General features: G+C 65.9%; 30 protein-coding genes and 2 pseudogenes. 23 read left to right on the top strand and 9 right to left on the bottom strand.

Features of this window, described 5'->3' with window-relative positions:
* Positions 1 to 4 precede the first annotated feature (4 nt).
* The 6 genes and pseudogenes from J4N02_RS00380 to J4N02_RS00355 form a co-directional block, all read left to right on the top strand.
* Complete coding sequence (locus tag J4N02_RS00380; protein WP_208091050.1) at positions 5 to 235, top strand: hypothetical protein; 231 nt, start codon at positions 5 to 7, stop codon at positions 233 to 235.
* 5 nt (positions 236 to 240) lie between these two features.
* Positions 241 to 510: a hypothetical protein gene (locus J4N02_RS00375; protein ID WP_223202774.1), complete on the top strand. Its 270-nt coding sequence runs from the start codon at positions 241 to 243 to the stop codon at positions 508 to 510.
* A 184-nt stretch (positions 511 to 694) separates the two neighbouring features.
* Positions 695 to 1,411 carry a hypothetical protein gene (locus J4N02_RS00370; protein WP_129458362.1) on the top strand — a complete coding sequence of 239 codons (717 nt, stop codon included), beginning with the start codon at positions 695 to 697 and terminating at the stop codon, positions 1,409 to 1,411.
* Between the two features lie 164 nt (positions 1,412 to 1,575).
* Complete coding sequence (locus J4N02_RS00365; RefSeq protein ID WP_220492351.1) at positions 1,576 to 1,815, top strand: ribbon-helix-helix domain-containing protein; 240 nt, start codon at positions 1,576 to 1,578, stop codon at positions 1,813 to 1,815.
* On the top strand, positions 1,802 to 2,149 hold the full coding sequence (locus J4N02_RS00360; protein ID WP_305072034.1) for a type II toxin-antitoxin system PemK/MazF family toxin: 348 nt from the start codon (positions 1,802 to 1,804) through the stop codon (positions 2,147 to 2,149). Before J4N02_RS00365 ends, J4N02_RS00360 begins: the two co-directional genes overlap by 14 nt.
* Positions 2,150 to 2,390: 241 nt before the next feature.
* Positions 2,391 to 3,146, top strand: a pseudogene (locus tag J4N02_RS00355) (IS21 family transposase); the annotation flags it as partial.
* An 80-nt stretch (positions 3,147 to 3,226) separates the two neighbouring features.
* Here the strand turns inward: J4N02_RS00355 and J4N02_RS00350 are convergent.
* Genes J4N02_RS00350 through J4N02_RS00340 form a run of 3 tightly spaced genes read right to left on the bottom strand, consistent with a single transcriptional unit; the run spans position 3,227 to position 6,445 of the window.
* A complete protein-coding gene (locus J4N02_RS00350) occupies positions 3,227 to 4,246 on the bottom strand; it encodes a tyrosine-type recombinase/integrase (protein WP_182818952.1) in 1,020 nt (339 codons plus the stop codon).
* Entirely contained in the window at positions 4,233 to 5,207 is a 975-nt protein-coding gene (locus tag J4N02_RS00345; RefSeq protein WP_182818950.1) for a tyrosine-type recombinase/integrase, read from the bottom strand. Before J4N02_RS00345 ends, J4N02_RS00350 begins: the two co-directional genes overlap by 14 nt.
* Entirely contained in the window at positions 5,204 to 6,445 is a 1,242-nt protein-coding gene (locus J4N02_RS00340; RefSeq protein ID WP_182818949.1) for a tyrosine-type recombinase/integrase, read from the bottom strand. The genes J4N02_RS00345 and J4N02_RS00340 overlap by 4 nt, the downstream gene beginning before the upstream one ends.
* Before the next feature lie 221 nt (positions 6,446 to 6,666).
* On the opposite strand from J4N02_RS00340, the gene J4N02_RS00335 reads away from it, so the two are divergent.
* The 10 genes from J4N02_RS00335 (at position 6,667) to J4N02_RS00290 (ending at position 15,166) form a co-directional block, all read left to right on the top strand.
* Positions 6,667 to 7,431: a Mu transposase domain-containing protein gene (locus J4N02_RS00335; RefSeq protein ID WP_188334785.1), complete on the top strand. Its 765-nt coding sequence runs from the start codon at positions 6,667 to 6,669 to the stop codon at positions 7,429 to 7,431.
* Complete coding sequence (locus tag J4N02_RS00330) at positions 7,428 to 8,177, top strand: ATP-binding protein (RefSeq protein ID WP_182818984.1); 750 nt, start codon at positions 7,428 to 7,430, stop codon at positions 8,175 to 8,177. The genes J4N02_RS00335 and J4N02_RS00330 overlap by 4 nt, the downstream gene beginning before the upstream one ends.
* A gap of 10 nt (positions 8,178 to 8,187) precedes the next feature.
* Positions 8,188 to 8,520: a hypothetical protein gene (locus J4N02_RS00325; protein WP_208091049.1), complete on the top strand. Its 333-nt coding sequence runs from the start codon at positions 8,188 to 8,190 to the stop codon at positions 8,518 to 8,520.
* Between the two features lie 8 nt (positions 8,521 to 8,528).
* Positions 8,529 to 8,981 carry a hypothetical protein gene (locus tag J4N02_RS00320; RefSeq protein ID WP_188334861.1) on the top strand — a complete coding sequence of 151 codons (453 nt, stop codon included), beginning with the start codon at positions 8,529 to 8,531 and terminating at the stop codon, positions 8,979 to 8,981.
* Between the two features lie 426 nt (positions 8,982 to 9,407).
* Positions 9,408 to 10,535 (top strand): hypothetical protein, encoded by a 1,128-nt coding sequence (locus J4N02_RS00315; RefSeq protein WP_188334773.1) that lies wholly within the window; start codon positions 9,408 to 9,410, stop codon positions 10,533 to 10,535.
* Between the two features lie 268 nt (positions 10,536 to 10,803).
* Positions 10,804 to 11,151: a hypothetical protein gene (locus J4N02_RS00310; RefSeq protein WP_182818822.1), complete on the top strand. Its 348-nt coding sequence runs from the start codon at positions 10,804 to 10,806 to the stop codon at positions 11,149 to 11,151.
* 258 nt (positions 11,152 to 11,409) lie between these two features.
* A complete protein-coding gene (locus tag J4N02_RS17130) occupies positions 11,410 to 11,769 on the top strand; it encodes a helix-turn-helix domain-containing protein (protein WP_312846678.1) in 360 nt (119 codons plus the stop codon).
* A 78-nt stretch (positions 11,770 to 11,847) separates the two neighbouring features.
* A complete protein-coding gene (locus tag J4N02_RS00300) occupies positions 11,848 to 12,264 on the top strand; it encodes a helix-turn-helix transcriptional regulator (RefSeq protein ID WP_182818823.1) in 417 nt (138 codons plus the stop codon).
* 41 nt (positions 12,265 to 12,305) lie between these two features.
* Positions 12,306 to 14,255: a cation-translocating P-type ATPase gene (locus tag J4N02_RS00295; protein WP_188334779.1), complete on the top strand. Its 1,950-nt coding sequence runs from the start codon at positions 12,306 to 12,308 to the stop codon at positions 14,253 to 14,255.
* Positions 14,252 to 15,166, top strand: coding sequence for a cation diffusion facilitator family transporter (locus J4N02_RS00290; protein ID WP_188334774.1), 915 nt, complete (start codon positions 14,252 to 14,254; stop codon positions 15,164 to 15,166). The genes J4N02_RS00295 and J4N02_RS00290 overlap by 4 nt, the downstream gene beginning before the upstream one ends.
* A gap of 183 nt (positions 15,167 to 15,349) precedes the next feature.
* On the opposite strand, the gene J4N02_RS00285 is transcribed toward J4N02_RS00290, so the two are convergent.
* Together J4N02_RS00285 and J4N02_RS00280 are read right to left on the bottom strand one after the other, a co-directional pair.
* On the bottom strand, positions 15,350 to 16,702 hold the full coding sequence (locus J4N02_RS00285; RefSeq protein ID WP_131168872.1) for an NAD(P)/FAD-dependent oxidoreductase: 1,353 nt from the start codon (positions 16,700 to 16,702) through the stop codon (positions 15,350 to 15,352).
* Positions 16,702 to 17,013 carry a thioredoxin family protein gene (locus J4N02_RS00280; protein ID WP_131168874.1) on the bottom strand — a complete coding sequence of 104 codons (312 nt, stop codon included), beginning with the start codon at positions 17,011 to 17,013 and terminating at the stop codon, positions 16,702 to 16,704. The genes J4N02_RS00285 and J4N02_RS00280 overlap by 1 nt, the downstream gene beginning before the upstream one ends.
* A gap of 55 nt (positions 17,014 to 17,068) precedes the next feature.
* Between J4N02_RS00280 and J4N02_RS00275 the strand changes: the two genes are divergently transcribed.
* A complete protein-coding gene (locus J4N02_RS00275) occupies positions 17,069 to 17,470 on the top strand; it encodes a heavy metal-responsive transcriptional regulator (protein WP_131168876.1) in 402 nt (133 codons plus the stop codon).
* 256 nt (positions 17,471 to 17,726) lie between these two features.
* Here J4N02_RS00275 and J4N02_RS00270 read toward each other — a convergent pair whose 3' ends face one another.
* A complete protein-coding gene (locus tag J4N02_RS00270) occupies positions 17,727 to 18,089 on the bottom strand; it encodes a metalloregulator ArsR/SmtB family transcription factor (protein ID WP_188334775.1) in 363 nt (120 codons plus the stop codon).
* 6 nt (positions 18,090 to 18,095) lie between these two features.
* On the opposite strand from J4N02_RS00270, the gene J4N02_RS17005 reads away from it, so the two are divergent.
* The 3 genes from J4N02_RS17005 to J4N02_RS00255 are packed head-to-tail and all read left to right on the top strand — an operon-like array spanning position 18,096 to position 19,890.
* Positions 18,096 to 18,515, top strand: a complete 420-nt coding sequence (locus J4N02_RS17005; RefSeq protein WP_188334776.1) for a helix-turn-helix transcriptional regulator — start codon at positions 18,096 to 18,098, stop codon at positions 18,513 to 18,515.
* Between the two features lie 58 nt (positions 18,516 to 18,573).
* Positions 18,574 to 18,816, top strand: coding sequence for a thioredoxin family protein (locus tag J4N02_RS00260; protein ID WP_188334777.1), 243 nt, complete (start codon positions 18,574 to 18,576; stop codon positions 18,814 to 18,816).
* A 30-nt stretch (positions 18,817 to 18,846) separates the two neighbouring features.
* Positions 18,847 to 19,890, top strand: a complete 1,044-nt coding sequence (locus J4N02_RS00255; RefSeq protein WP_188334778.1) for a permease — start codon at positions 18,847 to 18,849, stop codon at positions 19,888 to 19,890.
* Positions 19,891 to 20,114: 224 nt separating this feature from the next.
* Here J4N02_RS00255 and J4N02_RS00250 read toward each other — a convergent pair whose 3' ends face one another.
* The 3 genes and pseudogenes from J4N02_RS00250 to J4N02_RS00240 form a co-directional block, all read right to left on the bottom strand.
* The gene (locus tag J4N02_RS00250) at positions 20,115 to 21,404 is read right to left on the bottom strand and encodes an IS256 family transposase (RefSeq protein ID WP_188334851.1); all 1,290 of its coding nucleotides are present in this window, start codon (positions 21,402 to 21,404) and stop codon (positions 20,115 to 20,117) included.
* Positions 21,405 to 21,536: 132 nt separating this feature from the next.
* Entirely contained in the window at positions 21,537 to 21,989 is a 453-nt protein-coding gene (locus tag J4N02_RS00245) for a GNAT family N-acetyltransferase (RefSeq protein ID WP_208091047.1), read from the bottom strand.
* A gap of 263 nt (positions 21,990 to 22,252) precedes the next feature.
* Positions 22,253 to 22,426, bottom strand: a pseudogene (locus J4N02_RS00240) (IS3 family transposase); the annotation flags it as partial.
* Between the two features lie 79 nt (positions 22,427 to 22,505).
* Between J4N02_RS00240 and J4N02_RS00235 the strand changes: the two are divergent.
* The 3 genes from J4N02_RS00235 to J4N02_RS00225 are packed head-to-tail and all read left to right on the top strand — an operon-like array spanning position 22,506 to position 26,693.
* Positions 22,506 to 23,918 carry a hypothetical protein gene (locus J4N02_RS00235; RefSeq protein WP_188334810.1) on the top strand — a complete coding sequence of 471 codons (1,413 nt, stop codon included), beginning with the start codon at positions 22,506 to 22,508 and terminating at the stop codon, positions 23,916 to 23,918.
* Positions 23,919 to 23,928: 10 nt separating this feature from the next.
* Complete coding sequence (locus J4N02_RS00230; protein ID WP_188334811.1) at positions 23,929 to 24,516, top strand: hypothetical protein; 588 nt, start codon at positions 23,929 to 23,931, stop codon at positions 24,514 to 24,516.
* Positions 24,517 to 24,521: 5 nt separating this feature from the next.
* Positions 24,522 to 26,693: an AAA family ATPase gene (locus J4N02_RS00225; RefSeq protein WP_188334812.1), complete on the top strand. Its 2,172-nt coding sequence runs from the start codon at positions 24,522 to 24,524 to the stop codon at positions 26,691 to 26,693.
* The last annotated feature ends 45 nt before the right edge of the window (positions 26,694 to 26,738 follow it).

Genomic DNA, 26,738 nt, shown 5'->3' with positions numbered 1-26,738 from the left:
ACTCGTGACGGAGGATCCCATCGTCGCGCCGTCCGCGCTCAAGCACGGACTCGACGAACCCGAGATTCTCCACGCGTACCGAAATCCCGTCAGGATCTGGCATCTGGGCGACGGGTTCACGATGATCGTCGGCCCGAACCAGTCCGCCATCTTCCTGGAGATCGGTTATGTCGATGGCGACCATGTCCACGTCATCGTCCATGCAATGAGAGCCCGCGAGAAGTTCCTGAGGTGATGACCATGCCGCGCACTGTTGACGAGATCCTGCAGCACGCCGACGAACTCGCGGCGCGCTTCGAGTCCTACGAACCGGACCCTGCCGACGAACTCGACTCCGGCGCCGTCACGCTACTGCGCGCCGCTGTCGCTGAACGCTCCGAAGCCGAACGCCACTTGATCGAGGCAGTGCGCAAGGCGCGCGAGGCTGGGATGCCCTGGTCGGCCATCGGCTCCTTCGTCGGCACCAGCGGCGAGGCCGCCCGCCAGCGCTACAGCAAGAAGGTCGCCTGAGCTGGCACCTATTCCACCGCCAGCGAAAACGCCCAGCCACCCAGCGGCATTTGCGGACGTTGCGACGAGAGAACACAAGCGGCAATTTGCGCTCGGAGGCTGCTCACCGCCTCTGGGACGGGAGGGCCGCGTGCCGTCTGCTGTGGGGATGCGAAGCAGGGCACACTCGTTTCACACCCTCAGCATGGAGGCACGGATGGAACATCGTTCATTGCGACTTGTGACCCTGATCGTCACGCTGGCGATCGCCGCATCGTCATGTACCGCGCCCAGCAGTGGAACATCTGGGAGCAGCACCCCCACTGGAGGGCCTCAGGTGTCCGCGACGACAGATCCGGTAGACGCCACACCAGCCGGCCGTCTACCAACTGACCGTGTGTGGCCAACACTGAGTGGTCTGGCCGGCGGCTGGATTGCTGTGGATGGACAGCAGATGGGCCGCGACGGCCCGCAATCGACCAGCACCTTGATAGCTGCGCTCGGTGAGCCGGACGAGAAAGCAGACTCCGCGACCTGTGGTAGCAGTTCATTGCGGAACACGACATACCGCTGGGGTGACTTCTCCGTGGTGGTCCTGCACGAGGTAGACACCGGTGACGAGTATGGCGAGACCTACCCGCCCGGCTCGGTTTCCGGCTGGCGCATAGACCCGACGCTCGATGGTCGTCCGGGCTTGTCCCCGAACGCGACAGGACCCGCCGGCACAGCTATCGGTACGCCGCTCGCCATCCTAGAGACGCGCTTCGACAGTGAAGAGTGGGACTATGCGGGTGTCGAAGGTGACGCCGGCGACCGCGTGTTCTCCATCTTCGTCGGGGACACCACGGGGGCAATCTTCGAGCTCGATGACAATGATCACGTTGCTGCAATGTTGGCTGGCTATTCCTGTGGCCGCCGATGACTCCACTTCCAAGACGGTTCTCGCCGCGTCCGGCGCCTATCGATACACCCCGGGGAGGCCTCCTCCGAACAGCCGCGCTCTTAGAGCACTGCCGGCCAGCTGCCCGCAGCGCGGCAGATCCGGTAAAGCTACCGTGGTAGGAAGTCTGGTAGTAGGCTGGTCGCATGAGTCAGGTGAAGTTGAGTGTGAGTCTCTCCGAGAGCGAGGTCGCAGCCCTGGACAAGTACGCCCACGCTGCCGGCCTGAAGTCGCGCTCCGCGGCCATCCAGCAGGCGATCAGGCTACTCGGCGACCCAGAACTCCAGTCCGCCTACGAATCAGCCTGGCGGGAGTGGGAAGACTCCGGGAACGCCGACGCGTGGGATTCCGCCGCGGCTGACGGGATGGCTGATGCTCCGCGGTGAGATCCGGTTGGTCGATCTGGAACCCGCCCGCGCGGGAGAGGCGGACAAGCGTCGCCCTGCGGTGATCGTGAGCAACGACAACGCCAACGCCACCGCGGCGAGGCTGGGGCGTGGCGTCGTCACCGTGGTCCCCGTCACCAGCAACATCGCCAGGGTCTACCCCTTCCAGGTCCTCCTCCCCGCTGACGAAACAGGCCTGCACGTGGATTCGAAAGCCCAAGCTGAACAAGTTCGTTCGGTCTCGGTGGAACGCATCGGCCCCGTCACTGGCCGGATTCCCACATACCTGCTGACCCAACTCGACGACGCCCTGCGCCTGCACCTCCACCTCTGACCACACGCTGACCGCGGCAGAAGCGGACGTTCTCACCCCGCCCTTCTGGGCTCCTACTGACGGCTCGAGCGGTTCCACACTGAGTATTCGCTCTTCTGAGGGCCACCGATATTGAGGTTCAGGGCCACTCGCGCGTCGACGCGATCGCGTCCGTGAGGGCCACCGAGTATTCGGGTTCGGGGCCACCTTCCTAGGCTCCTTCTGCCGCGTGGCTGATCACGCGGCAGAAGGAGTGATTCGGATGGTACGCAGGATCAAAGCGAAGCTCGTGCTTCGGTTGCGCGCGGAGGGGCTCACGGGCCGGCAGATCGCCGCGCAGGGCCTGTCCCGCACCAGCGTGGCCGCGGTGATCGATGCCGCCGACCGGGAGGGCATCGGCTGGGACGACGTCGCGGAGCTCGACGAGGCGGACGTGTATGCGCGGCTGTTCCCCGGGCGTGGTGAGCACGAGAGTGTTCACGCGCAGCCGGACTGGGACAAGGTGCACCGGGAGCTCGCCCGGGTCGGGGTGACGTTGAAGCTGCTGCATGGCGAGTACGTCGACGCCTGCCGGGCCAAGGGCGAGACGGCGATGGGCTACGACCGGTTCTGCAAGACCTACCAGCGTCACGTGCTCGTGATCGGGGCGGCATCGCGGGTCGGTCACAAGGCCGGGCAGACGGTCGAGGTCGACTGGTCGGGCAAGACTATGCAGCTCAGCGACCCGGTCACCGGGCAGGCGACGAGGGTCTACTTGTTCGTCGCGACGCTGCCGTTCTCGAGGTATTCGTTCGTCGAGCCGACGCTGGATATGAAGCAGGACACCTGGCTGCGCGCGAACACGGCGATGTTCGACTGGTTCGGCGGGTCCGTCCCGCGGATCGTTCCGGACAACCTGAAGGCGGGTGTGATCAAGCACCCTGCCGAGGGCGAGGTGGTGCTGAACGACGCGTATCGGGAGCTCGCGGCGCACTATTCGGCGGCGGTGCTGCCGGGACGGGTGAAGAAGCCGAAGGACTATCCCGAGGATCTGGTTATCCCGAGTCGTGGCCGTTGCTGCTTGTCAACGGGGGCTGTGGCTGGGGATCCTCGGGATAACTACGTGAGGCCTGCGAGTCGGAGGATCAGGTCGTCGTCTCCTTTCCAGAGGGGCGCGAGTTCGGGGGTGGCGCCGGCGGCTTTCTGGATCGCGTCGCGCACCATCTGGTTGTCGGCCGTGGCGTAGACGCTGGTGGTGGTGATGTTGACGTGGCCGAGAAACTCCTTGATGTGCGGCAGGGGTACGCCAGCCCGCAGCATCTGCATGGCCCGCGCGTGGCGCAACTGGTGGGCATGGACCCGTCGGGGGACATCCGGGCAACCCGGCCGGGCGGCTGCCGCGTATTTGTTCAGCAGGTAGTTGATGTTGTCTTGGCTCATCGGCTGGTGACGGCCGGCCCGGACCGTGTAGAACAGCAGCGTTCCCGGCTCTGGTGTGCCGATGTGGAACGCGTCGAGGTACTGGTCAAGGTGACGGCAGGTCTTGTCCATGATCGGGATCGTCCGGGTCTTGTGGCCCTTGCCAGTCAGGATGACCCGGCCGTGCCCGCTGGTGGTGTCGAGGTCGGCGAGGGTCAGGTCGAGGACTTCCTGGATCCGGGCGGCGGCGTCGAACAATAGCAAGAAGATGGTGGTGTCACGGAGGCCCTGGCGGGTGCGCTGGCCCGGAGCGCGGATCAGTGCCTCGACGGCGGGCATGCTCAGCGCGTCCGGGGCGCGGGCCGGTACCCGGGCGGGCCGGACTTGTTTGATGTCCAGCCAGACCGCGACCAGTGCCGGGTCTTCTGCGGCGCAGAACGACAGGAACGACTTGATCGCTGCCAGACGCTGGTTGGCCGAGGCGGGGCTGACGTGTCGGTCGTCGGTCAGCCAGGTGGTGAACCCCCGGATCGTCGCGTGGTCGATGGCTTCGAAGCTGACCGCGGTCAGGTCCAGCCCGCGGGTTTCGTGCAGGTAGGCCAGCAGCATGGTCAGCGCCGTCTTGTACGAGCGGATGGTATGGGCGCTGAGCCGACGTGAGCGCGGCAGGTAGACGGTCAGCCAGGAACGCACGAGCCGGAAGAAGTCATCCGTGTGCATGGGAGGCCTCGGGCAGGACCGACTCGATACTGATGTTGGCCACCTGGCGCAGGTCGGCATGGAAATCGGGGGTCAGGTGGAAGTAGTACCAGGTGTCCTCGGGGTTGCTGTGCCCCAGGTGCAGGCTCAGGTACATCACCAGCGCCTGCGGGTCGCGGCCCGCACGCACCCACCGGTTGACCGTTTCCATCACATGCGCATGCCGCAAGTCGTAGACCCGCGGTGGCGAGCCCGCGCCGGTTGTACCGGTCACCTCGGCGACAGCCAGGAGTTGACCGAACCAGTGGTCCAGGGTGCACGCACTGTAGAAGCCACCGCTCTGGTTCGGGAAGAACGCGACCCGGTTCGGGTGGTGCGCGCGGATCGTGGCGTCGTAGCGGCGGCAGTAGTCGTGCAGGTCGGCCGACAGGTACACCACCCGGTCCTTGTGTCCTTTCGATTCGCGGATCTGGACGGTGCCCTTGGTCAGGTCGACGTCATTGCGGTGGAGTCGGCGGGCCTCGCCGGGGCGCAGACCCAGGCAGTAGATCATCCGGAAGACCACCGGGATGATCAGATGCCGGCACCCGCCGTAAGGGGTCGCCACGATCTGGTCGGCGGCGTCGAAGATCGCCCGCAGTTCTGCGTGGGTGTACAAGTGCGGACGGTAACGGACCTGCTTGCCTGGGATGCCCGGCGGGATCAGATAGGCGTCCACCCCGAGCCCAGCCATGTGTTTGGCCAACTGCCGGACCGGGGTGATGCGTCGCAGCTGCCCGTTGACGTGCTCGCCGGGACGGCTGGTGGCCCAGCGCATCGCCATGTGCCGGCTCAACGTGGCCTGTCCCGGGTACTCGGTGGCGCACATCGCGTCGAACGCGCGCAGGTGTCGCTCCGAGGTCGTGTACGGGTACCCGAGCGCGTGCTTGACTTCGAGCAGGCCGTCGATGTGGCCGGCCAGGCCGCTGACCAGCCCGGTCATGGCCGTGCCCGGTTCGGTTCGATCCCAGTGAAGTCCAGGCAGCACTGCCGCATCCGGGCCTCGTCGCCTGCCAGATAGTGCTTGGCCGAGTCGATGCCGCGATGACCCAACGCACCACTGATCACCGGCAGGGGCACGTCTTGCTGGAGCATGCCGGTCGCCAACGACGCCCGCAGCACCCGCATCCCTCGCCCCGTACCACTGGTGTTGACCGTCTGGGCGCGGGCGAACGCGCCCGCCGCCACGTGATACAGGTCGGAGCAGCCCAAGCTGACGTGCGGGGCCTGGGAACGCAGGAACACGTGATCGTCGAGCGCGTGAGCCGGTCGGTCGGACAGGAGATAGTCGGTGAGCGCCGCGCCGACGTCGGCCAGCAGCGGCAGCACCACCACCGTCCCGGTCTTGTGCTGGGTCACCGTGATCATCGCTTGGCGCCAATCGATGTCTGCCAGCCGAAGACCGGCGACATCGCTGGGACGCAGCCCCGTCCTGGCCGCCAGTAAGAGCATCGCCCGGTTCCGGCGTCCTACCGGTGTGGCCGGATCGGGGGAAGCCACCACCAACTCCACGTCGTCAGCCGACAACACCACCAGCGTCCGCACACGCCTGCAGTTCGCCGCCGGCACCGCCGGCGACAGCCGCGCGGACCGGCCGGTGTCCTCAAGGAACCGGCACCACACCCGCAAAGCGGTCAACACGGTCCGCATACTGCCCGGTGAGTAGCTGACGCCGAGGAAGGCCACCGCCGCCGACACGTCCCCCGCGGACACCCGCCGCACATCGACCACTCCGCGCTCCGGCAGCCAGGCCAGGACCTTCCGGCTGACCGTCGCGTATAGGGCCGTCGTGGCCGGTGCCAGTCCCTGGCCGGTCAGCCACTGCTCGAACTGTTCCTGTACCGGACGGAACTCCGTAGTCAGGCCCTCATTGCGGTGCCGTCCTCGAGTCACTTTCCACGTGTACGTGCCGGTCGAGGCCACTTCCGACAACACCAACATGCCCTTGCGGAGCAGCTTGCGTTTCCACTCCTTGATGCGGCCCTCAGCGTGCTCGGCAGCCACCCACCGCAGGAACCCGGCCACCACCTCGTCGGTCAGTTCAACAACGTCAGGCTCGCCGCAGAACACCTCGACCCGGGACCACGCCCACCGGTACTGCCACAACGTTGAGGGCGCATGCCCCAAAGCGCTGACCGCCGCGTCGGCCCGCGCGATCACCTCGCCAACAAAGACACCCATGTCCGCTCACCTCCAAGCGAAAACCCAGCAGAGACGAGCAACGTACGACTGGAACGCCAGGAGCGTGATTATCCCGAGGATCCCCAGCCACAGCCCCCGTTGACAAGCAGCAACGGCCACGACTCGGGATAACCAGATCCTCGGGATAGTCCTTCTTATCCCGAATTCGGGATAAGAAGGACAAGCCGAGTGTCGAGGGCACGGTCGGGAACGTTGCGACGGTGGTGATCGCGGCTCTCCGCGACCGCACCTTCGCGACGCTGCCGGAGTTGCGGGCCGCGGTCTACGAACGCGTCGCCGCTTACAACGCGAAGCCGTTTCAGAAACGCGCCGGGTCGAGGCTTTCGGTGTTCGAGGGTGAGGAGAAGCCGCTGCTGCGGCCGCTCCCGCAGGTTCGGTTCGAGATCTCGCAGTGGCTCTACGGCCGCAAGGTCCAGAAGAACGGACACGTGGTGTTCGAGAGGAACTTCTACTCGGTCCCTTACGAGAACATCGGTCGGTCCGTCGACCTGCGCATCACCGACACCACCCTCGAGGTGTTCGCCGGGGATCAGCGGCTTACCAGCCATCTCCTCGCCCCAGCCGGGGTGGTCAACGAGTACCGGACGCACGACTCGGATCTGCCCGACGGGCCCCGCTACCAGCAGATGGACCCGCAACGGGCGAGGGAGTGGGCCGCTCGGATCGGGGAGAACACCACCACGATCGTGAACCGCATCTTCGAGTCCGTCCCCGTCGACGAGCAGGGGCTCGGCGCCGCGCTGGCAGTGCTCAGGTTGACCCGCCGCTACTCCCCCACCCGGGTCGAAGCCGCCGCCGGCATCGCACTCGATTCCCGAGTCCGATCACCCAGGTATGCGCACCTGCGGCCGATCCTCGACTCGAATCAGGACCAACGCGGCAGAGGCCCATGGTTCGAACCCGCCGACGAGGAACCCGCCGGCTACGTCCGCGGCGCCGACTACTACGCAGGAGACACCCAATGAGCCGGCTCGACTCCGAGACGAAGCGGAAGCTGCGAGAGATGGGCGTCCCCGCCCTCGTCGACGCGCTCGACATCCAAGACGACGCCCTCACGATCGGGCTGGTGTTCGAGGAGCGGATCAAGCTCGCCGTCGACGACGCCCACGCCGCGTTCACCCACTCCAAAGTCGAAGGCCTCATCCGCCGCGCCGGGCTCCGCTACCCGAACGCGGACCTCCGCCGCGTCGACATGCTCGAACAACGCGGGCTCGACAGAGGCGTGATCGCGCAGCTAGGGACCTGCCAGTTCATCCAGAGGCACATGAACGTCGTGTTCCAAGGGTTCACCGGGTCCGGGAAGAGCTACCTCGGGTCGGCGCTGGCGAAGCAGGCGTGTCAGCACCGCTACCGGGCGCACTACATCCGCATGCCCGACCTCGAAGAGACCTGGACCGCGGCGAAAGACAAGCCCGCCGGTCGGGAGAAGTGGTTGCGGAAGTACTCCACGTTCACGCTCCTCGTGATCGACGAATGGCTGCTCGACCCGCCCACCGACGACGTCCGGTCCATGCTGCTCGAGCTCCTCGAACGCCGCTACGACGCGACCTCGACGGTGTTCTGCACCCAGTACGCGAAGAAGGACTGGCACCAGCGCCTCGGCGGAGGGGTCCACGCCGACGCGATCATGGACCGCATCGTCCACAACACCCTCTGGATCGAGACCGGCGACGTCAACATGCGGGAGCACACCGCCGCCGCGGCCGGCTGAACCCGGGCCGGTGAGCGTCGCGGCGACCGGGGTGGCGCTCACCGGCAATACCAGTGGCCCTGAGAGTCAATATCGACTGGCGCTCAACCGCAATAATCAGTGGCCCTCAAGACTCCAAATACTCATCCACACCACGTGCCCAAGCGGCAACGCGGACCGGATCGACAACCTCCTCACGGTGCGCCAGACCCTGTCCAACTACGGCAACCGGGCCGGCAAGCGCCTGACGGTAGCGGTCGGAATCACCCAAACCACCGTCGCGAACACGATCCAGACCGGCAAGAAGACGGCAGACTGCCTTGGCCGAACCGGCACTGACCGTCGCTGCAAGTACATCTATTAGCCTGAACCATGACCATCACCGTATCGACCATCGCCTTCGACGCTGTCCTGGAAAGCCGGCCGGGTCTGACGGTCTGGCTGTCGAGAGGTTTCGTGTCCGGCGACGTGTGCGGCTTCGAGCTGTTCGTCATCGCCTCATCGCAAGATCCAGCCGTGCTGTCGCGGATGAGCGACGAGATCATGTGGTGGGGCCAGGATTCCCCGGAGTCATCGCTGCAACTCGAACTCCTCGCCGACGGCCATCCGGTGCCGATTACTTTGGCAGCAAGCGGGTCCTCAGCCGGCGAAGGCGAAGGCAAAATGGTAGCAAGGTTGAACGTCGAGTTCCCGCCGCCAGCGGCAGCCCGCCTGACCCTGACAAGCTCCAGCCCGGCCTGGGGTCTCCATGCGGAGGCCGACTTAGACAGCGCCGAACTGGCCCGTTCGCTGAAGCGCTGGGAGGAGTCGACCAGAACTGCCTAGCCGAGTTCGGGCCACCAGAACCGTGACTGCCTCACGGGACGGTGGGTCACGGCCAGATCTGAGCCGCAGCGCCGCGCTGGCCGGAACCCGTGGCCGGAAGGGCCACTCTTCAGCGACGTTCTGCACGGGGCGTTGAAGTATGCACATCGCGGCGCTGGGACCGGGCCCGCTCGCCGATTCCGTCGAGCACTCCGTCAATGCGCTCCATGCCTCACCTCTGCTGCAGAACGGGCGGACAGTCGCCGCCCTGCGCTGAGTGTGTCCGATCCGGAACCCGGCCGCTGGAATACGCCGAAGGATGCGACCGCACATCGGCACTTCCGGACGGCGGCAGAAGCGGTCGTTCGGAGCGGGCAAGTGGCCGTCGCTGTGACTTGGATGCCTCCGGAGGAGCTGCCGATAGAGTGCGGTCGAGAGGGAGGCCCGATGCCGCGTCGTGTGTTGGTAACGCGCTCTGAGCAGTCGTTCGACCTGATTGAAGCGCCCGCGCCGAGCGAGCACCACCTCCAGGAGGTAGTGAAGACGAGCCCCCAATTGATTCCGGCTGACGACCTCGGGCTCGACGGGGATCTCTTGGTGGTGGGCAGGGAGACGAGTCTCGCCTCGGGCTATATCGATCTGCTTTGTTTGGCGAGGTCAGGTGACCTGGTGCTTGTCGAATTCAAGACCGGCCCGCAGAACCCTGATTTCCGCCATGCCTTGGCGCAGGCGATCGACTATGGCTCGGATCTATGGCGTCTCAGCGTCGAGGACTTCGACCGCGGCGTGGTTCAACGGTATCTCGCCGGCGGGAGAGTGGACGCGGCCTTCCGCGGTGCACGAACGTTGTCCGAGGCGATCGAGCGGACCTCATGGGACCTGACCAGTGATGATCGAACGGCGCTCTTCGAACGGCTCACCGAGGTGCTCCAAACAGGCGATTTCGCCTTTGTTATCGCCGCGCAGCGATTCACCGACTCGATGAAGAACAGCCTCGACTACCTTAACGCCACCATGCGACGCGGGCGCTTCTACCTCGTGGAGGTGATCCAGCTGACCGGCGCAGAGCTCATCGCACACGCCACCCAGGTCGTTGCAGCACCAGCACGCTGGAACGCTGCCCGATCAACAACAGAAGGCGCAAGGAAGGATGTCGAGGAGGCCGAGTACCTCTCCAGCATCGGAGATCCCGCATACCGCGACGCGGTTCGCAGCATCATCGCACGGTGCGAGACCCTCGGCATTGAGGTGAAGTGGCGCTCACGCGGAGCGGCGCTGCGCATCGACACACCTGATCGCCGCCAACCACTCGCGATCGGGTGGATGCTTTCCGAAGGGAGCCATTGGCAAGCGGCGCGGTACGTCACCCTCGGCGTAGACCCGACGTCGCTGGCGCAGACCCCGTCCGTCGCCAACGCCGTCCTCGCGTACGCCGAGCGTGTGAAGTCGATCCCAGGAGGGGTAGCGCCAAAGAGCGCACTCAACGCAGCAACGTTCCCTCCGGCAGTCCTGCCGGGAGTGCTTGGCGAAGTGGACGGCGCACTCACAGCGCTCGTCGAACAGCTCGGCGCCTAGCGGCAGCACCCAAGCTCCGGAGTGCGTCTGGCGCCCGTGGCGCCGGGCCGCGGTGGTGCGGGTGCGGCCAATCTCAGAAGCGGCCATGACTGGCTCCAAGCTCTCCAGGGCGGAATCTTGTACGGGAAGACTAAGCATGGATCTCGGCGATCTTGGGGATTTCGAGCCCCATCCCTTCCGAACGTTACCACATCTACACCGTTTAGCGGTATAGATTGCTGATCGTGTCTCGTCTCCCCTTGCCGCGGACCACTGAAACAATGGGCGCGTGCCTGCCTACTCCGACGCCCCGCTCCCTGTCGGGTTGGACGCGTTGGTCGGCATGGGCATGAACCGCGTCAAGCTCGCCATCGCCGTCGCGCTGGCTGAGCACGGCGGCACCCTGAGTACCCCCGGCCTGGTCGCTGCGCTGGAGGGAACCGTCGCCGGCACCACGATCGTTCGCAATCTCCATGAACTCGAAGACCACGGCTACGTCAGCGGCGACCCTCCCCTCAGGGACCGCCGACGGCGCCTCACGCACTGGACGCTCAACAACGCCAAGCTCCACGCGGACCTACGGGCGCTCATCCAGGCCACCACACCTTCCGCCCAATCCCCGACTGCGGCAGGTTGACGGGCGGCCGGGTGCAGTTCCAATCACCGAACGGGAACCGGTGCGTGCGAGTTGGGCTACGGACGCCGCCTGCCCCCCCCCGACGCAAACGGCCTAACTCCTTCTTCACAAGGCGTGACGTTCGCGTGAGGCCGTGCCCAGCGACAGGGCGGTTGTTGGGCACGGTCACCGGGCCAGCCGTCCGGCACAAGAACGGCCTGGCCTTGACCTTGGTGCCGTTAAGGCCTCGCGGTGCGCGCAACCCCGCTCCCACAAGGGATGACTGCTCGTCGCTCGCCCAGGAAGCGACCTGGGGAGTCATCGGAGACCGAGCCGGGGCTGCGGCCAGGAGTACGTCGAGCTGGTCTTGTGTCCCTAGAGGCCCACGTGGGCCCAGAAAGGGACAGCGCCATGACCATGCGAACCTACGAGTCGTTGCCCACGGCCGCTGCGCGCATCGGGGTCAGCGTGAAGACCATCCGCCGCCGGATCGCCGAGGGCGTCCTCCCCGTGTACCGCTGCGGCCGCATCCTCAGGCTGGACCCAGACGACGTCGATGCCATGTTCAGCCGGTATCCCCAATGGTCGACAGCGCCGCAGGCCTCAGCGAGGGCCCGGACCGCTCAACGGGCCTCATAGCCTGGCTCGACGGAACGGGCAGCCAGTCCCGCTTGAGCACCACGCGACACTAACGATGCATGACGCTACTATCGTCACATGACGATACCGACTGCCGTTGAGAGTGCGCCCGATGGTGGCGACCTGCAGGTCGCGGCTGCCTTGTTCCACAGCCTGTCCGACCCGTCCCGGCTGGCCATCTTGCAGCACTTGATCTTCGGAGAACATCGAGTCCGCGATTTGACCGAGCACCTGGGGTTGGCGCAATCGACGGTGAGTGCCCACCTGGCGTGCTTGCGGGAGTGCGGGTTGGTGGTGTCGCGTCCACAAGGGCGGGCGTCGGTCTTCTCGCTGGTGAGCGCACCGGAACTGCTGGCCGTCTTGGCGGCAGCGGAGCGACTGCTGGCTACCACCGGCCAGGGGGTGGCGTTGTGTCCGAACTACGGGCTGGGCACCACGACGAACCCCACACCGGAAGAACTGAAGGTACATGCCACGGTCGGGGCGGACCGGTGAGCGGGCAGGAAGATCCGCACGGCGACGAGCGCGAGGAAGGCATGTCGGCGTGCGGGTGTGATGCCCCCATTGCCACGGCGCCTGGCGACGACGACGCGGTGGACCACCTGTGGCAGGTGCGTGACATCCAGCTGGGGTTGGTGTCCGGCGTCCTGCTGCTGGCCGGTTTCCTGACCGGCCTGGCCGGATGGGAAACGGTCAGGCTCGTCCTCAGCGGGGTGGCGTTGCTGGTCGGCGGGTCGACGTTCATACCGGGTGCGTTGAAGAAGCTCGCCAAGGGCAAGCTGGGAGTGGGTCTACTGATGACCATCGGCGCCGTGGGCGCCACCCTCCTGGGCCAGGTCGAGGAAGCCGCGACCTTGGCGTTCCTGTTCTCCCTCAGCGAGGGCCTGGAGGACTACTCGCTGGCCAGGACCCGGCACAGTTTGCGCGCCCTGCTTGACCTGGTCCCCCGGCAGGCCACCGTGCTGCGCGACGGCGACGAGGTTGTCGTCGATCCCGACGAGCTCATCCTGGGCGACCTGATGGTGGTCAAGCCGGGCGAACGGCTCGCCACCGACGGCGTCATCCGCACCGGACGGACAGCCTTGGACACCTCGGCGATCACCGGCGAATCCATGCCGATCGAGGTCGGCCCCTCCGACGAGGTGTACGCCGGTGCGATCAACGGCACCGGCATCCTCGAGGTGGAGGTGACCTCGACCGCGGACAACAACTCGCTGGCCCGAATCGTGCACATCGTCGAGGCCGAGTCGTCCCGGCGCGGGACCACCCAACGGCTCGCCGACAGGATCGCGAAACCGTTGGTACCGGGGATCCTCATTGCAGCGGCCTTGACTGTGGTCGCCGGCTTCGCCGTGGGCGACCCCGGCCTGTGGCTGCAACGAGCATTGGTCATGGTGGTCGCCGCGTCCCCCTGCGCCCTGGCCATTTCGGTGCCGGTCACCGTCGTGGCATCCATCGGGGCGGCCAGCCGGCGCGGCATCCTCGTCAAGGGTGGCGCCGCGATGGAGGTCCTCGGCAAGGTCCGCACCGTCGCCCTGGACAAGACCGGAACCCTCACCCGCAACCAACCCGTCGTCATCGAGGTGACAACCACCGGCCCGCACACCCGCGAGCAGGTGCTCGCCTGGGCCGCCGCGCTTGAGGCACGCAGCGAGCACCCCCTCGCCAAAGCCATCCTCGCCGCCACCGAAACCACCACGACCGCCGACGACGTGCAGGCGGCCGTCGGCGCCGGACTGACCGGCACCCTGGACGGGCACAGCCTAAGGTTGGGGCGTCCCGGCTGGATCGAGGCAGGCCCACTCGCCGGCGACATCGACCGGATGCAACAAGCCGGGGCCACCGCCGTCCTCGTCGAGGTCGACGGGCAGACCACCGGCGCGATCGCGGTCCGCGACGAACTCCGCCCCGAAGCCGCCCATGTCGTCGCCCACTTCCGCTCCCACGACTATGCCGTCGCGATGCTCACCGGGGACAACACGGCCACCGCCCAGGCGCTCGCCGCCGAGGCCGGGATTACTGACGTGTACGCCGACCTGCGGCCCGAGGACAAGTCGACCATCATCCACAGGCTGCGGGAAAGGGGCCAGGTCACGGCGATGGTCGGCGACGGCGTCAACGACGCCCCCGCGTTGGCCAGCGCCGACCTGGGCGTGGCCATGGGTGCCATGGGCACCGACGTCGCCATCGAAACCGCCGACGTCGCCCTGATGGGCGACGACCTGCGCCTCCTGCCGCACGCGTTCGATCACGCCCGCTACACGCGCCGGATCATGCTGCAGAACGTGGTCCTGTCGATCGCGTTGATCGCGGTCCTGATCCCGCTCGCCCTTTTCGGCGTCCTGGGGTTGGCGGCCGTGGTGCTGGTTCACGAGGTAGCCGAGGTGTTCGTGATCGCCAACGGTGTCCGCGCGGGCCGCACCACCCACCTGCCCACCCTCACCGCATTGGCCGACAGGCCCGCCCTCCAAGGAGCGACAGCGTGAGCACGGGCCACGACCACGCGCCGCAGGGCACCCATCGGGGCAAGTTGGCGATCGCGTTCGGGATCACTGCCACCATCCTGGTCGCCGAGCTCATCGGCGCGTGGTGGACCAACAGCCTGGCGCTGTTGGTCGACGCCGGCCACATGCTCACCGACGCCTCGGGCCTGCTGATGGCGCTCATCGCCGCAAACCTCGCCCTTCGTCCACCCACCCCCGAACGCACCTGGGGTTGGCGGCGCTCCGAAGTGCTGGCCGCTGGAGCCCAAGCCGCGGTCCTGCTCGGGGTCGGGGTGTACGCGTTCGCCGAGGGTGTTCGACGACTGGCCACACCCCCGGAGGTCACCGCCGGCGGGCTGCTGGTGTTCGGCATCGTCGGTCTGGTCGGCAACATCGTCTCGATGCTGGTACTCAGCTCGGGCCGCGGTGCGAACCTCAACATGCGCGCCGCCTTCCTTGAGGTCGTCAACGACGCCCTCGGGTCGGTGGCGGTGATCGTGAGCGCGGTCGTCATTGCGCTGACAGGGTGGACCCGGATCGACGCCCTCGCAGGCATGCTGATCGCGACCCTGATCGTGCCGCGGGCGATCACCATCCTGCGGGAGGCGGGGAGCATCCTGCTGGAGTCCACTCCTCCGGGGTTGAACCTCGAAGAGGTCCGTCGTCACATCCTGGAGGTGCCGCACGTGGTGGGGGTGCACGACCTGCACGCTTCCACCATCGCCACCGGTCTGCCGGTCCTCACCGCCCACGTTGTGGTCGAGGAGGCCTGCTTCGCCGACGGCCACGCCGCCCAGATGCTGACCGATCTCCAAGCGTGTGTGGCCGACCACTTCGACGTGAGCGTCGAGCACTCCACCTTCCAACTCGAATCACCCGACCACGCGCAACGCGAACACACCACACACAGCTAGTTCGATCCCTCAGTCCCGACCAGCGCCAGGAGCGCAATCGTGCTCCCGCCCCGCGGCAATACAGGATGTTCAACGGGAGGATCGAGACGCCGGCCGTGTGTCGCTTCCGACCCAACCGGTTCTCTCCTGTGGTTGGGCTGCCTGGGTCCGAACTTCTCCGCGACCACCAAGGCCTCCTCTAGGTCAGAGGATCGAGCCGACATCTGATCCTACGGTGGGGTAGGCGGCGGTCATCGATTTCAGTTGATGGGTTGTCAGTTCGAGCTTCATGGCGAGGCCGAAGAAGTTGACCAGTTCGCCGTACTCCGGGCCGAGCAGGTGTGCGCCGACGATCCGATCCGTGGATCGGTCGATGAGGATCTTGGTGGCCGCGGTGGTCTCACCGATGCGGTAGTTGGAGTACCAGCCGCTGGTGTCGCGGTAGCGGACGTCGACGTCGATGCCCTGGTCTCGGGCTTGTTGTTCGAGCATCCCAACTCGAGTGAGTTCGGGGATCGTGAACACCGCTGTGGGGATACCCGTGTAGTCGGGGACGGTCGTGGTGGCTTTGAGCATGTTGGAGGCCGCGACCTTGGCTTCGATCACTGCGACTGGGGTCAGTGGCATCCCGGGGGTGTAGGCCGCGTCGCCGGCGGCGTAGACCGCGGCGTTGCTGGTGCTCTGCAGGTGAGCCGCTACCCGCACTCCTTGTTCGTCCCACTCGACTCCGGCGGCGTCGAGGTCGAGGCCGGACAGTTCGGGGATCCGGCCCGCACCGTGCACGATGAGGTCGAACTCCACGTCCTCGGGTCGGCCGGATCGTGCCAAGCTGACCTGGTAACCGCCACCGGACTTCTCGATTGAGGTGATCGTGGTGGAGCGCCACAGCTCGATCCCGGCCTCGGCGCCGCGGTTGATGAGGAGCTCTACGAGGTCGGGGTCGAACGCCTTGAGCGGCCGCGGCCCGCGGTCGAGGATGACCGGGGTGCTGCCCGCCCGCGCCGCGATGTGAGCGAACTCGAACGAGATGAAGCCACCACCGACGAACAAGATCCTACGTGGCAGCGCTGGAAGGTCCATGAAGGCGGTGCTGTCGACCAGATGCTCGTGACCGGGAAAGTCCAGCGGCCGTGGACGGGCGCCCGCGGCGATCAGGAAGTGAGCTGCGTCGTAGGACCTGCCGTCAATCGCGATGGTGTGCGCGTTCGTGAACCGCGCCTGCCCGTGGAGCGTGTCCACACCGTTGCCCGAAAGGCTGTCCTCCATGTTTCGCGGGACCGGGTCGGTGAAGCCGTGCTTGTGCTTGATCAGATCGGCCCAGTTCATCGACAAGCCGGCGTCGTCGATTCCCTTGCCCCGCATCAGTCGGGCGCTGTCGATGATCTCGGCCCCGCGACGCAGGATCTTCTTCGGGTCGCACCCTCGAAGCGCACAGGTGCCGCCGTAGGGAAGCGCGTCGACGATCGCGACCCTCCAGCCCGCGGAAGCGCACTTGTTCGCCGCCGCGACGCCGGCCATGCCGGCACCGATCACGATCAAGTCATAGCTGCGCGTCATCAGGACAGCACCTCGGCCACGCCGAGCGCAGCCCGGAGTTCCTGCATCGTGGGCGCCCCCGCCAGCCCATCGGGTGTGCTGTAGAGCCGACAGGACAACCCGACCCCGTCGCCGGGTTTGGCGAAGATGTCGACGCCCTCGACCAGGATGCTCGGCGAGCCGTGGAACCCCAGCCGCTCCGCCTCCTCGAGCGTTTCGACGCGGAGTCGCGTCACCACGATATCGGGGCGTTCGTTGGCGATCGCTGCAAGTCGCTGGTCGGCGACCTTCCAGTTGGGGCAGTCATCGAAGTACAACAGAGAGACGTTCATGGTGCGACGCTAGACCTTGTACCGTGGTAGAAGGTCAAGCGTTAAGAGGGATGACATGTTGATCGGTGAGCTTGCCGACATTGCCGGGGTGACGTGCCAGACCGTGCGGTTCTATGAGCGCAGGGGCCTGTTGCCGGACGCCGAACGAGGCGCCAACGGGTACCGCGTCTACGACGAGGCCATGCTCGCCCGGTTGCGCTTCATCAACGTGGCCCAGGCCGCCGGGCTGACACTGTCCGAGATTCGCACCATCATCGCCCTTCGCGACGACGGGCACCTGCCCTGCGCGCACGTGGTTACGCTCATCGACACCAAGCTCGCTGACGTCCGTGCACGGATCAAACAACTTGCCGCGCTGCAAACCGAGCTCGAAGCACTCCGCGACCACAGTGAGCTGCTCGATCCCGCCGACTGCGAAGACGACGACATCTGCCACATACTCTCCTCAGCGAAGTAAGCCCTCGACGGGGACAAAGCACAGACGAGGCTCTCCAGCGAAGCCCAACGCTCGCTACGGCCGGTCCAGACATCCGCCATTCGGCATCAAGCACGTGCGTGCGGTCACGACCGTTGACCTCGACGTCCCCACATGGGCAGTTGAGTAACCACACGCCCGTCGGCAGAGTCGAGCACACCCGATGGGCGCCCAAGGGGATGAGGGCCGCTTGGCCGCTTGCTCGGACGTCCAACAGGGTGTGACTCATGGTGCTCCTTCAGCAGCAGGCGTTGACGTGCAGCGCCTTGGCGATGGCGTGGATGGCCTCGCCGACGACGTGGTGGTGAACCCTCATGCCGTGGCGCTGCTTGGTGAGCAGGCCCACGGTTTCGAGGGTCTTGAGGTGGTGGCTCGCGGTGGCGTCGGACACGCCCACGTGGCGGGCGAGGTCCCCGGTCGTGGCCTCCCGGCCGGCCCGGTCGAGCAGGTACCCGAGCATCTGCAGCCGGACGGGGTCGGCCAGCGCCCTGAGCCGGACGGCCAGGGCGGTCGCGTCGGCGGCGCTGATCGGGTCCTGGGTGCCGAGTGGCGCGCAGCAGATCGGGGAGGTGTCCTCGAGCAACGGGAGCGGTCTGGGCATGGGTAGATGGTGCCATGGTTTCGACCAACATCAAAAAGGTTGGGCATCGCGGCCGGCCCTGGATCGAGCCCAGTTGACCGCCGGACTGATCGGGTGAATGATTCAAGTGTGGTTGCATCAAGAAACGCTGAAATCGTCGGGGAGGCCGCTGCCCTGCTGTCTGCGGTGGCCGACCCGATCCGGCTGCAACTGCTGAACCAGTTGGCGGCACGGACGTCGTGCGTGTGCGACCTGCAGGTCGAACCGGAGATCCCGGGGAACCTGCTCAGCTACCACCTCAAGGTTCTGCGGGAAGCCGGTCTCATCGAGGGCGCCCGGCGCGGCCGCTGGATCGACTACTCGCTCACCGAGGGTGCCCTGGACCGGCTCCACGCCGCCCTCCCGTCGGCTCAGAGGTCCAGCCGCCACCTGACCGTCATCGGCTAGAACCACCCAACCAACGGACGCCTTACGGCGTCGTCCAACAAGGAAGAACGAACCAACGATGAACATCAAGATCCTGGGCCCCGGGTGCGCGAACTGCGTGAAGCTCGAGAAGATCGCCCGCGAGGCGGTCGCCGAACTCGGCCTCGATGCGACCATCGAGAAGGTCGTGGACTACGCGGACATCGCCGCGTACGACATCATGCGCACGCCCGGACTGGTCGTCGACGAGCAGGTCCTGGTCTCGGGGCGGGTGCCCACCAAGGCGCACGTCAAGGAACTCCTCGCGCCCCTGGCTCGCTGAGCCGCCCGATCCCTCCGGAACGGAGACCCGATGACCAGCCGGACCGATGTCCGGACCCCCACCTCCCTGTGGCTGCGCCTGGCCGGCGCGGCCCTGGCGTGGGTGGCCCTGTACCAGCTCAACGAGCGCCTGTGGACGTGGCTGTTCCGTGACCTCGCCGGGCTCGACCTCGCCTCGCCCCTTGGAGGCGCGGTGCACTTCTTCTTCTACGACGTGGGCAAGCTGTTCCTGCTGCTGACCGGGTTGATGTTCGTGATCGGCATGCTGAGGGCGAGCTTCAACCTGGAGCGGGCCCGCGCCTACCTCGAGGGCAAGGGCCTGTTCGTCGGCCTCTTCCTCGCCGTCGTGCTGGGCGTGGTGACGCCCTTCTGCTCGTGCAGCTCGATCCCGTTGTTCATGGGGTTCGTCGCCGCCGGCATCCCGCTGTCGATCACCCTGACGTTCCTGCTGGCCTCACCGCTGGTCAGCGAGATCGCCGCGATCATGATCGGTGACCAGTTCGGCTGGCACATCGCCGGCGCCTATGTGCTGTCCGGGTCGGTGCTGGCCATGGCCGTCGGCTGGGTGTTCTCCAGGTTCAACCTGGACCACTGGGTGGAGGACATGGTGTTCGCCACCAGGATCGGGCAACTCCGGGTGGACGGCCACGTCCCCACCCTGGCCGAACGCGTCGACGCCGCGATCGAGGAGACCAAGGAGATCCTCGGCCGGATCTGGAAGTGGATCCTGCTCGGCGTCGGCATCGGCGCGGCGATCCACGGCTGGGTCCCGGCGGAGTTCTTCGCCACCTGGGCCGGCCCCGACAACCCCCTCGCGGTCCCGATCGTGACCGTCCTGGCGATCCCGTTGTACGTCAACGGCGCCGGTGTCGTCCCGATCGCCGAGGCCCTGTGGGCCAAGGGCATGAGTCTGGGCACCGTGATGGCGTTCATGATGAGCGCGATCTCGCTGTCCATCCCCGAGGCCATCATGCTGCGGCGCGTCCTCAAGCCCCCGCTGCTCATCCTGTTCTTCGCGGTCGTCGCCGTCGGCATCATGATCATCGGGTTCGGCTTCAACCTGCTGTTCAGCTGAGCTCAGTGCTCTGCAGAGCCGACAGCCCCTGCTCGATCGGCTGATCGCGGCATGAGCGGATGTGTTTGACCGAGGCAGGGAGGGTTGCTCCCAGGCCACCGGCGCAAGGCGCAGTCCGAGTGGCCGACCGGGTGGAGCGCCACTCGGACCGCGCTGTCAGTGTTGCTGGAACCCTGCTCGGGTGTAGAGCGCGGAGGAATAGTCAAGACCTGTGGATGGGCGTGTCACGCGACGTGTTGATCGCCTCCTGATTCGTGGGTCGGTTCGTCGGGTCGTTCGACGAGGATGCCTTTGTCGAAGGTCGCGCCGGCACGGACCAGAGCGACGAGATGGGGCGCGTTGACTGCTCGCCACCTGGCTTGTGCGGACTGGATGAGCTTGAATGCCATCGCGATCCCCGCGGCCCGGGAGCCGGGCCCCTTGGTGACGCGCTGACGTAGCCGTACGGTAGCGAAGGTGGACTCGATCGGGTTCGTCGTGCGCAGGTGGACCCAGTGCTCGGCCGGGTAGTCGTAGAAGGCCAGAAGCACGTCAAGGTCGTCGCTGATCTTGGCGGTGGCCTTGGGCCACTTGACCCCGTAGTCGGCGACGAACACTTTGGCAGCCTTCTGGGCGTGCTCTTTGTCCTGGGCGTTCCAGATCTCGGCCAGGGCGGTCTTCGCGCCGCGCTGGACCGACTTCGGCAACGCATTGAGGACGTTGGCGATCTTGTGGAACCAGCAGCGTTGCTCCACGGTCTCAGGGAAGACCTCCCGCAGGGCGGCCCAGAACCCGAGCGCGCCGTCGCCGACCGCGAGCACCGGCGCCCGCATGCCACGCCGCTTGGCCGAGCGGAGCAGGTCCAGCCAGGACTCGGTGGACTCCCGGTGCCCGTCGTCGAGGGCGATCAGCTCCTTGGTGCCGTCCGCGCGGACGCCGATCATGACCAGCAGGCACACCTTATCCTGCTCGAGGCGAACCTTGAGGTGGATCCCGTCGACCCACACGTACACGTAGTCGGTGCCGGCCAGGGAGCGGGTGTTGAACGCGGCCGCCTCGTCCTGCCAGTCCTTGGTCAACCGCGTGATCGTCGCCGGCGAGAGGCCCTGCGCCGAGCCCAGGAACTGGGTCAGCGCCGGACCGAAGTCCAAGGAGGACAAACCGTGCAGGTACAGCAGCGGCAACACCTCCGCAACCTTCGGCGACTTCCTCGCCCACGCCGGCAGGATCGCCGAAGCGAACCGCCTACGTTCTCCGGTGGCCTCATCGATGCGCTTGTCGTTGACCCGCGGGGCTCGCACCGGCACCCGGCCCGCCGCGGTCAGGACCTCGCGTTCGTTGTGGTGACCGTTGCGCACCACCAAGCGCCGACCGGCATCGTCAAGCTGGTCGGCAGCGGAGTCGATGTAGGCGGCGACCTCGGCCCGCAGCGCAACCGCGAGCATCTGACGGGCCGCGTCGCGGACCAGCCCGTCCAACAGCGACGCACCGCCTGGCTCGTTGGACTCCTCAGCGTTGTGAACTACTTTGAGCATGGGCGTACCTTCCCGAGCCGGCGCGCCAACGCCGACCCTGATCAGAACTTGCATGGGCTTCGATCTTGCTCGGGAGGTACGCCCGTTTCACGTCACCTCGCCGAGAGCCATCCACAGGTTCTGATCATTGCTCTAGAGCGCGAGAGCCGCTGGGGAAGTGCCCTCGCCGACGCGCAGCGAGAGGGTGGCATCCCCAGCCCGCGCGCCGGCGTGCACCGCGGTGTCGAGCAGGGCTCGGCCGACGCCCATGCCTCGCACGTCGGGATGGACGAAAAGGTCGATGATGAAGGGCCCGTCCAGCCGGGGGTCCCAGATCGACTTACCCACCACCAGGATCGCACCGACGGGTCGGTTCTCGAAGGTGGCGACCCGGGTGAGGTCGTGGCGCAGTACGCCGAACTCGCCGGCGAAGGTGTCGTCCATCTCTTGCTGGGCGTCGCTCAGGCTGGTGGCCGCGACACCGGGCGGGTATGCCGCGAGATAGGCGGTGGCGAGGGCGTCGCGATCAGACGTCTGGATGCCTCGGAGCTCGACGGCGTCGATGCCGCCGGGAGTGGTTGAGCGAGCGGTGAGTGAGAGGGTCATCAGGTCAGAGGGCATGATTGTTCCGTTCGTGTCGATGGGCGTTGGTGATCTGTCATCAGGAACGGAACATGGGCCCATCGTAGGCAACGGTGACGAGCTTCACGGAGAACTCATCGGTCGAAGACCTGGGTGTCGCATGGAGCATGTTGCCCGCCGAACCTTGGGAGAACACTTGCAGCGGCAGATGCGGATGCTTCGGACGAGGCGGCTGGCTAGGCTCCGCTTGGGGTTGGGTTTGCTGCACGACTAGGTGACAGTGGTTGTCACGCAGCCTCATCGGCTGTCGTGGTCATGATGGTCTCGTATTCGATGGGGGTCAATCGGCCCAGCCCGTCTTGGCGGCGGCGGTGGTAGGTGCGTTCGGTCCAGGTCACGATCGCGATCCGGAGCTGGTCGCGGGTGGCCCAGGCGTGCCGGTTCAGGACGTTCTTTTGGAGACGGTCTGTGATCTGCGTTGGCTTGGTCAGTGTCGTGCGCAGAGCGAGTGCGGGCCCAAGCATGGATAGACTCCGCGCTATGTATGTCGGCGCGCCACTGGCGTCCTCGATCGACCCCAGCGCGGCGGTCGTTGGGACGGCAGCACTCGCTCGCCGGCTCACCGTGTACGCAGGCGCAGGTCTATCTGCCGCCGCGCCTACCTCGCTTCCCGGTGCCGCCACGCTCGCCCATCTGATCGCAGGCGATCTGTCGAATGTGGTGGATCTGACCGGGGTCGATGAGTGGGATCTCGTCGCAGTCGCCGACAAGATCGCGTCGGCGCCTACGGGAACTCGTCTGCTTCACGAGTCAATTGCGCGGGTGGCAGGCTTCGACACAGCTGATCCGAATTATGCACATGAGGTCCTGGGACTCCTCATCTGTGAGGGTGCGGTCACCGTTCTCGAGGCGAACTACGACAATTGCATTGAGCGAGGCGCCGTTCCGGAACTCTTGCCGGTCGCTGTGGACGACCGCGACCGGATCACCATGGCTAATGGTGCGCTCCTTAAGGTCCATGGCTGCATTACGCGGCCCGACAGCATGCTGGCGACGACCGCGGAGCTTGCCAATCCGCCCCTATACGCGGGCGCGGAACTCGCGGCACGCTTGTCGGCGGGGGATGTCGCATTCATCGGGTTGGGCAGCCCGGCGGACTACGTTCGCGCAAGCGTCGCGAATTTTGTCGGCCGAGTGTCGCCCGCCTCACTGGTGCTGGTCGACCCTGCGATCGACCGCTGGGAGCAGAGCGGGTGGAGTGATGTTGTTCCCGCGCTTGCGCCCGCAAACCGCGTGGCGATGCCCGCGGACGAGTTTTGCGATCATGTCCTCCGCTTCTACGTTCGCGACCTGATCCGTCGCCTGCGCGCGGCAATCGAGAACCTTGACGACGATCATCCCCAGAGGCGGGGAACCGAGCTGCTGGTGGCCTCCCTTGAGCAGAAGACCGCGGTGCGCGCGGCCCGATGGCTGCGCGCGCTTGCCTGGAAGTTCACTGTCGGCCAATCCGTCATCAGCTCCAGCCGCGTGCTGCAAGGCATGCTCGCGCTATCCCTGCTGTCCTCGGATCACCCGAATTGGCGTCTGTCTGGCGGTGGCATCGCACTAGCCCCGACCTCGACCGACGTCGCGATCCTCCTGCTCGTTGCAGATCACGCGCCCGGTGGCGGACAGATGGCAACCGAGGCGGAGCGCCGCGTCGGAAATGCGCGCGCCGAGGGCCTTCTAACGCCCGGTTGTCAGGTGATCGTCCTCTGCCATGGGCACCATGGTCGGCTCGGCCCCGGCGAACTGGATCTCGAACGTGGGGCAACGCTTGCGGACCTCCCGGTGCTATCTCACTCGACCGACGATCATTTGGTTGGTGGTGCCGGGAGTGACCATCTCATCGACTCGATCGTGGGAGGCACCTTCAGCCTCGTCGCCGGCGATCGCATCATCGATATCGAGTAGGGGGGATCTAGTGTTCAACACTGAAGGCGACGACCTGGGGGATCTTGGGCTGCTCGACCTGTCACTCCTTGCTCTTGCGGCGGCTGGGTTCACTGCGAAGATCGACGACGTGAGCTCGGTTCCAGTGGTGCACGCAGAGTCTGAACTCATGGTCGTCCTAGTCGGCTCCGCGACTACGGTCGATGGACTGCTCGCGCTAGAGCCGATCTTGAGCTCAGCCATGATTGGTTTGCTCGGCGATCACAAGATCCCAGATCGACGACGGGACGGTTACGTCCTCCTGCTCACTAGCCAACGGGCGGAGGCACGACAGGGTGAGTCCTTGTTCGGAGTTACCTACAACTTGCGACACGTGCGGCGCATCGTGCGCGTCGGAATCGACGCCACTGCCGCCGGGGTCGCGCGAGCCTTGCGTCCAGTTCTTCCGCTGGCCGCAGTCACGGCGGGGACGGAGACACTCGATCCGATCGACGAGATGTCTAGTCGTCTCATTCAAGACGGGCTGGATGCGGAGGCTGTGCAAGCTGTCATTCGTCGCTTCAGAAGCGCCCCGTCCACTGAGCTTCGGCCTGAACTAGAGACAGACGTCGTGGAGTAGGTATCATGCTTTCATCACGCTTTATCTCCGTCACTCTCGAGAATTTCCGCGGCGTTCGCGGACGGCAAACGTTCGACTTGGACGCCCCCGTTGTCCTTTTTTGGGGCCCAAACGGAACCGGCAAGACCACCGTGTTCGACGGTCTACTCTGGTTGCTCCAGGGTTCGCTGCCACGCTTGAAGGCTCACGCATTACGCCGAAACGACGAATACATCGTTAGCGCCTACGGGGCGTCGCGACCAGCTCGTGTTCAAGCCAGAGTCCGAGCGGGTTCTTTGGTGTTCGACGTCGAGAGAACTGGAACAAGTGCATATAGCACACTCTCGTTACGCGATCCTGTCGGAAACGAGTTGACAAACGCGGACGCCGACAGGGAACTCAGGGCACGCCTTTCGCATGGCACGTTGCCTCTTGAGGAGATCCTTGCCACGAGCGGGCTTCTTCAGCAGGACGACCTGCGTCAAATGCTCAGGGATAAACCGGATGCGCGGTTCCGCCAACTTCTCCGGCTACTTGGGCTCGAGTCGCTGGAGCAGTTCGAACGCTTTGTTGAGTCGGACCTCAAGTCGGCGCGCGCAACCGTTAGCTCCGCCAAGCTCCGACTCGATCAATGTCGTTCTCGCGCGACGGAGACCAGAGACCGCATTGAGACGGTTGAGACCCTCTCAGCGATCTCGCTGCAGGAACCTTCCGAGATCCAGTCGCTCCGCATTAGTCTCGACTCGGAGTCGGGGACACTTCGGCCTCGAAGCGACGTCAAGTCGCTTCGTGACATCGAGGATCTTGTCGCCGACGTCGAGATCGCGCGGTCGGCGTCGAGCGGCGCGCTTGAGGCAATCCGTGGCATGCCAGCGGCGCGGACGGAGCTCGAAGGCAACGTTGATGTACTTAGTGCCGAGTGCGATGCCGCAGAGGAAAGGTACCGGGAGTCGCAGCGTTTGCTTGATGCCGCCAAGGAGGCACGGGATCGGGCTTCCGCGAAGCACGACGAGGTGGTTGCCCTTATCGCGCAAGCGATTCCACTGCTGGAGGCGCACTCCGAGAGCGGTATCGCGGATTGCCCGGTGTGCGAGACGCGAATAGACGTCAAGTCGACGATCGAGCGACTCGTCAGACGTGGCGAGTCCAGCACCGAACTAGCGGACGCGGATACGGCCGTGGAGGAAGCCCGGGAAGCCTGGATTGTTGCGCGTCGTGAGCTCAATGCTGCCCGTCTGGCGCGCGAGGACTTCCTGGAGCGTCTACAAGCGGACCAGCTACTAGCGGGCCGCATCGATGACTTGGGGCGAAGCCTCGCCGCTCTGCTCGGAGTCAAGTCGTTCGAAGTAGTGGGGCTTGCGGGAGAAGCACCGAACGAGTTGGTCGCGCGCGTCTTTCTTCCAGGAGAATCGAGGCAAGAGCTCGTCTCGATCCTTGCGAACCTGGAGCGCAGACTGGCTGAGCTGTCCCCCGTCGCATCATCAGCTCGGCACCGCATTGCGGTCCGCGAGGACTCACTCCACCGGCGCGGGCAAGTCCCGCAGTTGAGAGCGGCTCTTGAGGTCATCGAGTCGGAGGTCGAAGCTGCAGCCTCGGCGCACGATGCTGCGCGCCGCGAGCTAACGGCAACCGAGGGGCTCCGGGTCGCCGCAGCGGCCGCAGTTGCGTCCATTTTCGAGGGTCGGTTCGAAGCCATTGACCCGCTGATGAACGACATCTACAGCAGACTCGACCCGCATCCGACCTTTACGAAACTGGATTTCGCGATCGAACGCTACCGAGGGCGTGGCACCGCAATGGCCTCCGTCACCGATGAAGACAACGACGTGCAAGCAAATCCGTTGCTCGTGTTCTCAGCCGCGCAGGCAAACGTCGTAGTGCTCTCCGCGTTTCTTGCTCTCGGATGGGCCGCCGGGAGGAATGGTCTACCCTTCGTACTGATGGACGATCCCCTTCAGTCCCTCGATGATGTCAATGTGCTGGGGTTCTCTGACCTAGTCGGGCAGTTGCGAGCGCAGAAGCAGGTGATGCTGTCGACGCACGAGGAGAGGTTCGCGCGGCTGCTTGAGCGAAAGCTGACTATGTCGCCGACCGAAGGGGCGACCATTGTTCACCGATTCCTCGGGTGGAGTCGCGAGGGTCCGCAAGTCGAAACGCGACGAGTTGGGTTCAGTGAGCCTGCTGTCGTCGCCTCGTGAGGCGGCGACTCGTCGCCTGACGCCGGATAGCAGACTCCAGCATCG

The sequence above is a fragment of the Propioniciclava sp. MC1595 genome (genome assembly GCF_017569205.1).
Classification (GTDB): Bacteria; Actinomycetota; Actinomycetes; order Propionibacteriales; family Propionibacteriaceae; genus Propioniciclava.
Note: the sequence above shows the minus strand (reverse complement) of the source record. Positions and strands in the feature narration are given on the sequence as shown.

Bases quoted from the DNA above. Each gene is read 5' to 3' on its own strand.
- J4N02_RS00225 (WP_188334812.1), top strand. From the start codon at position 24,522: ATGCTTTCATCACGCTTTATCTCCGTCACTCTCGAGAATTTCCGCGGC.
- J4N02_RS00255 (WP_188334778.1), top strand. From the start codon at position 18,847: ATGACCAGCCGGACCGATGTCCGGACCCCCACCTCCCTGTGGCTGCGC.
- J4N02_RS00365 (WP_220492351.1), top strand. From the start codon at position 1,576: ATGAGTCAGGTGAAGTTGAGTGTGAGTCTCTCCGAGAGCGAGGTCGCA.
- J4N02_RS00330 (WP_182818984.1), top strand. From the start codon at position 7,428: ATGAGCCGGCTCGACTCCGAGACGAAGCGGAAGCTGCGAGAGATGGGC.
- J4N02_RS00235 (WP_188334810.1), top strand. From the start codon at position 22,506: ATGTATGTCGGCGCGCCACTGGCGTCCTCGATCGACCCCAGCGCGGCG.
- J4N02_RS00375 (WP_223202774.1), top strand. From the start codon at position 241: ATGCCGCGCACTGTTGACGAGATCCTGCAGCACGCCGACGAACTCGCG.
- J4N02_RS17005 (WP_188334776.1), top strand. From the start codon at position 18,096: ATGGTGCCATGGTTTCGACCAACATCAAAAAGGTTGGGCATCGCGGCC.
- J4N02_RS00260 (WP_188334777.1), top strand. From the start codon at position 18,574: ATGAACATCAAGATCCTGGGCCCCGGGTGCGCGAACTGCGTGAAGCTC.
- J4N02_RS00295 (WP_188334779.1), top strand. From the start codon at position 12,306: ATGTCGGCGTGCGGGTGTGATGCCCCCATTGCCACGGCGCCTGGCGAC.
- J4N02_RS00285 (WP_131168872.1), bottom strand. From the start codon at position 16,702: ATGACGCGCAGCTATGACTTGATCGTGATCGGTGCCGGCATGGCCGGC.
- J4N02_RS00320 (WP_188334861.1), top strand. From the start codon at position 8,529: ATGACCATCACCGTATCGACCATCGCCTTCGACGCTGTCCTGGAAAGC.
- J4N02_RS00370 (WP_129458362.1), top strand. From the start codon at position 695: ATGGAGGCACGGATGGAACATCGTTCATTGCGACTTGTGACCCTGATC.
- J4N02_RS00270 (WP_188334775.1), bottom strand. From the start codon at position 18,089: ATGCCCAGACCGCTCCCGTTGCTCGAGGACACCTCCCCGATCTGCTGC.
- J4N02_RS00340 (WP_182818949.1), bottom strand. From the start codon at position 6,445: ATGGGTGTCTTTGTTGGCGAGGTGATCGCGCGGGCCGACGCGGCGGTC.
- J4N02_RS00275 (WP_131168876.1), top strand. From the start codon at position 17,069: ATGTTGATCGGTGAGCTTGCCGACATTGCCGGGGTGACGTGCCAGACC.
- J4N02_RS00350 (WP_182818952.1), bottom strand. From the start codon at position 4,246: ATGCACACGGATGACTTCTTCCGGCTCGTGCGTTCCTGGCTGACCGTC.
- J4N02_RS17130 (WP_312846678.1), top strand. From the start codon at position 11,410: ATGACTGCTCGTCGCTCGCCCAGGAAGCGACCTGGGGAGTCATCGGAG.
- J4N02_RS00250 (WP_188334851.1), bottom strand. From the start codon at position 21,404: ATGCTCAAAGTAGTTCACAACGCTGAGGAGTCCAACGAGCCAGGCGGT.
- J4N02_RS00245 (WP_208091047.1), bottom strand. From the start codon at position 21,989: ATGACCCTCTCACTCACCGCTCGCTCAACCACTCCCGGCGGCATCGAC.
- J4N02_RS00280 (WP_131168874.1), bottom strand. From the start codon at position 17,013: ATGAACGTCTCTCTGTTGTACTTCGATGACTGCCCCAACTGGAAGGTC.
- J4N02_RS00315 (WP_188334773.1), top strand. From the start codon at position 9,408: ATGCCGCGTCGTGTGTTGGTAACGCGCTCTGAGCAGTCGTTCGACCTG.
- J4N02_RS00300 (WP_182818823.1), top strand. From the start codon at position 11,848: ATGACGATACCGACTGCCGTTGAGAGTGCGCCCGATGGTGGCGACCTG.
- J4N02_RS00345 (WP_182818950.1), bottom strand. From the start codon at position 5,207: ATGACCGGGCTGGTCAGCGGCCTGGCCGGCCACATCGACGGCCTGCTC.
- J4N02_RS00360 (WP_305072034.1), top strand. From the start codon at position 1,802: ATGCTCCGCGGTGAGATCCGGTTGGTCGATCTGGAACCCGCCCGCGCG.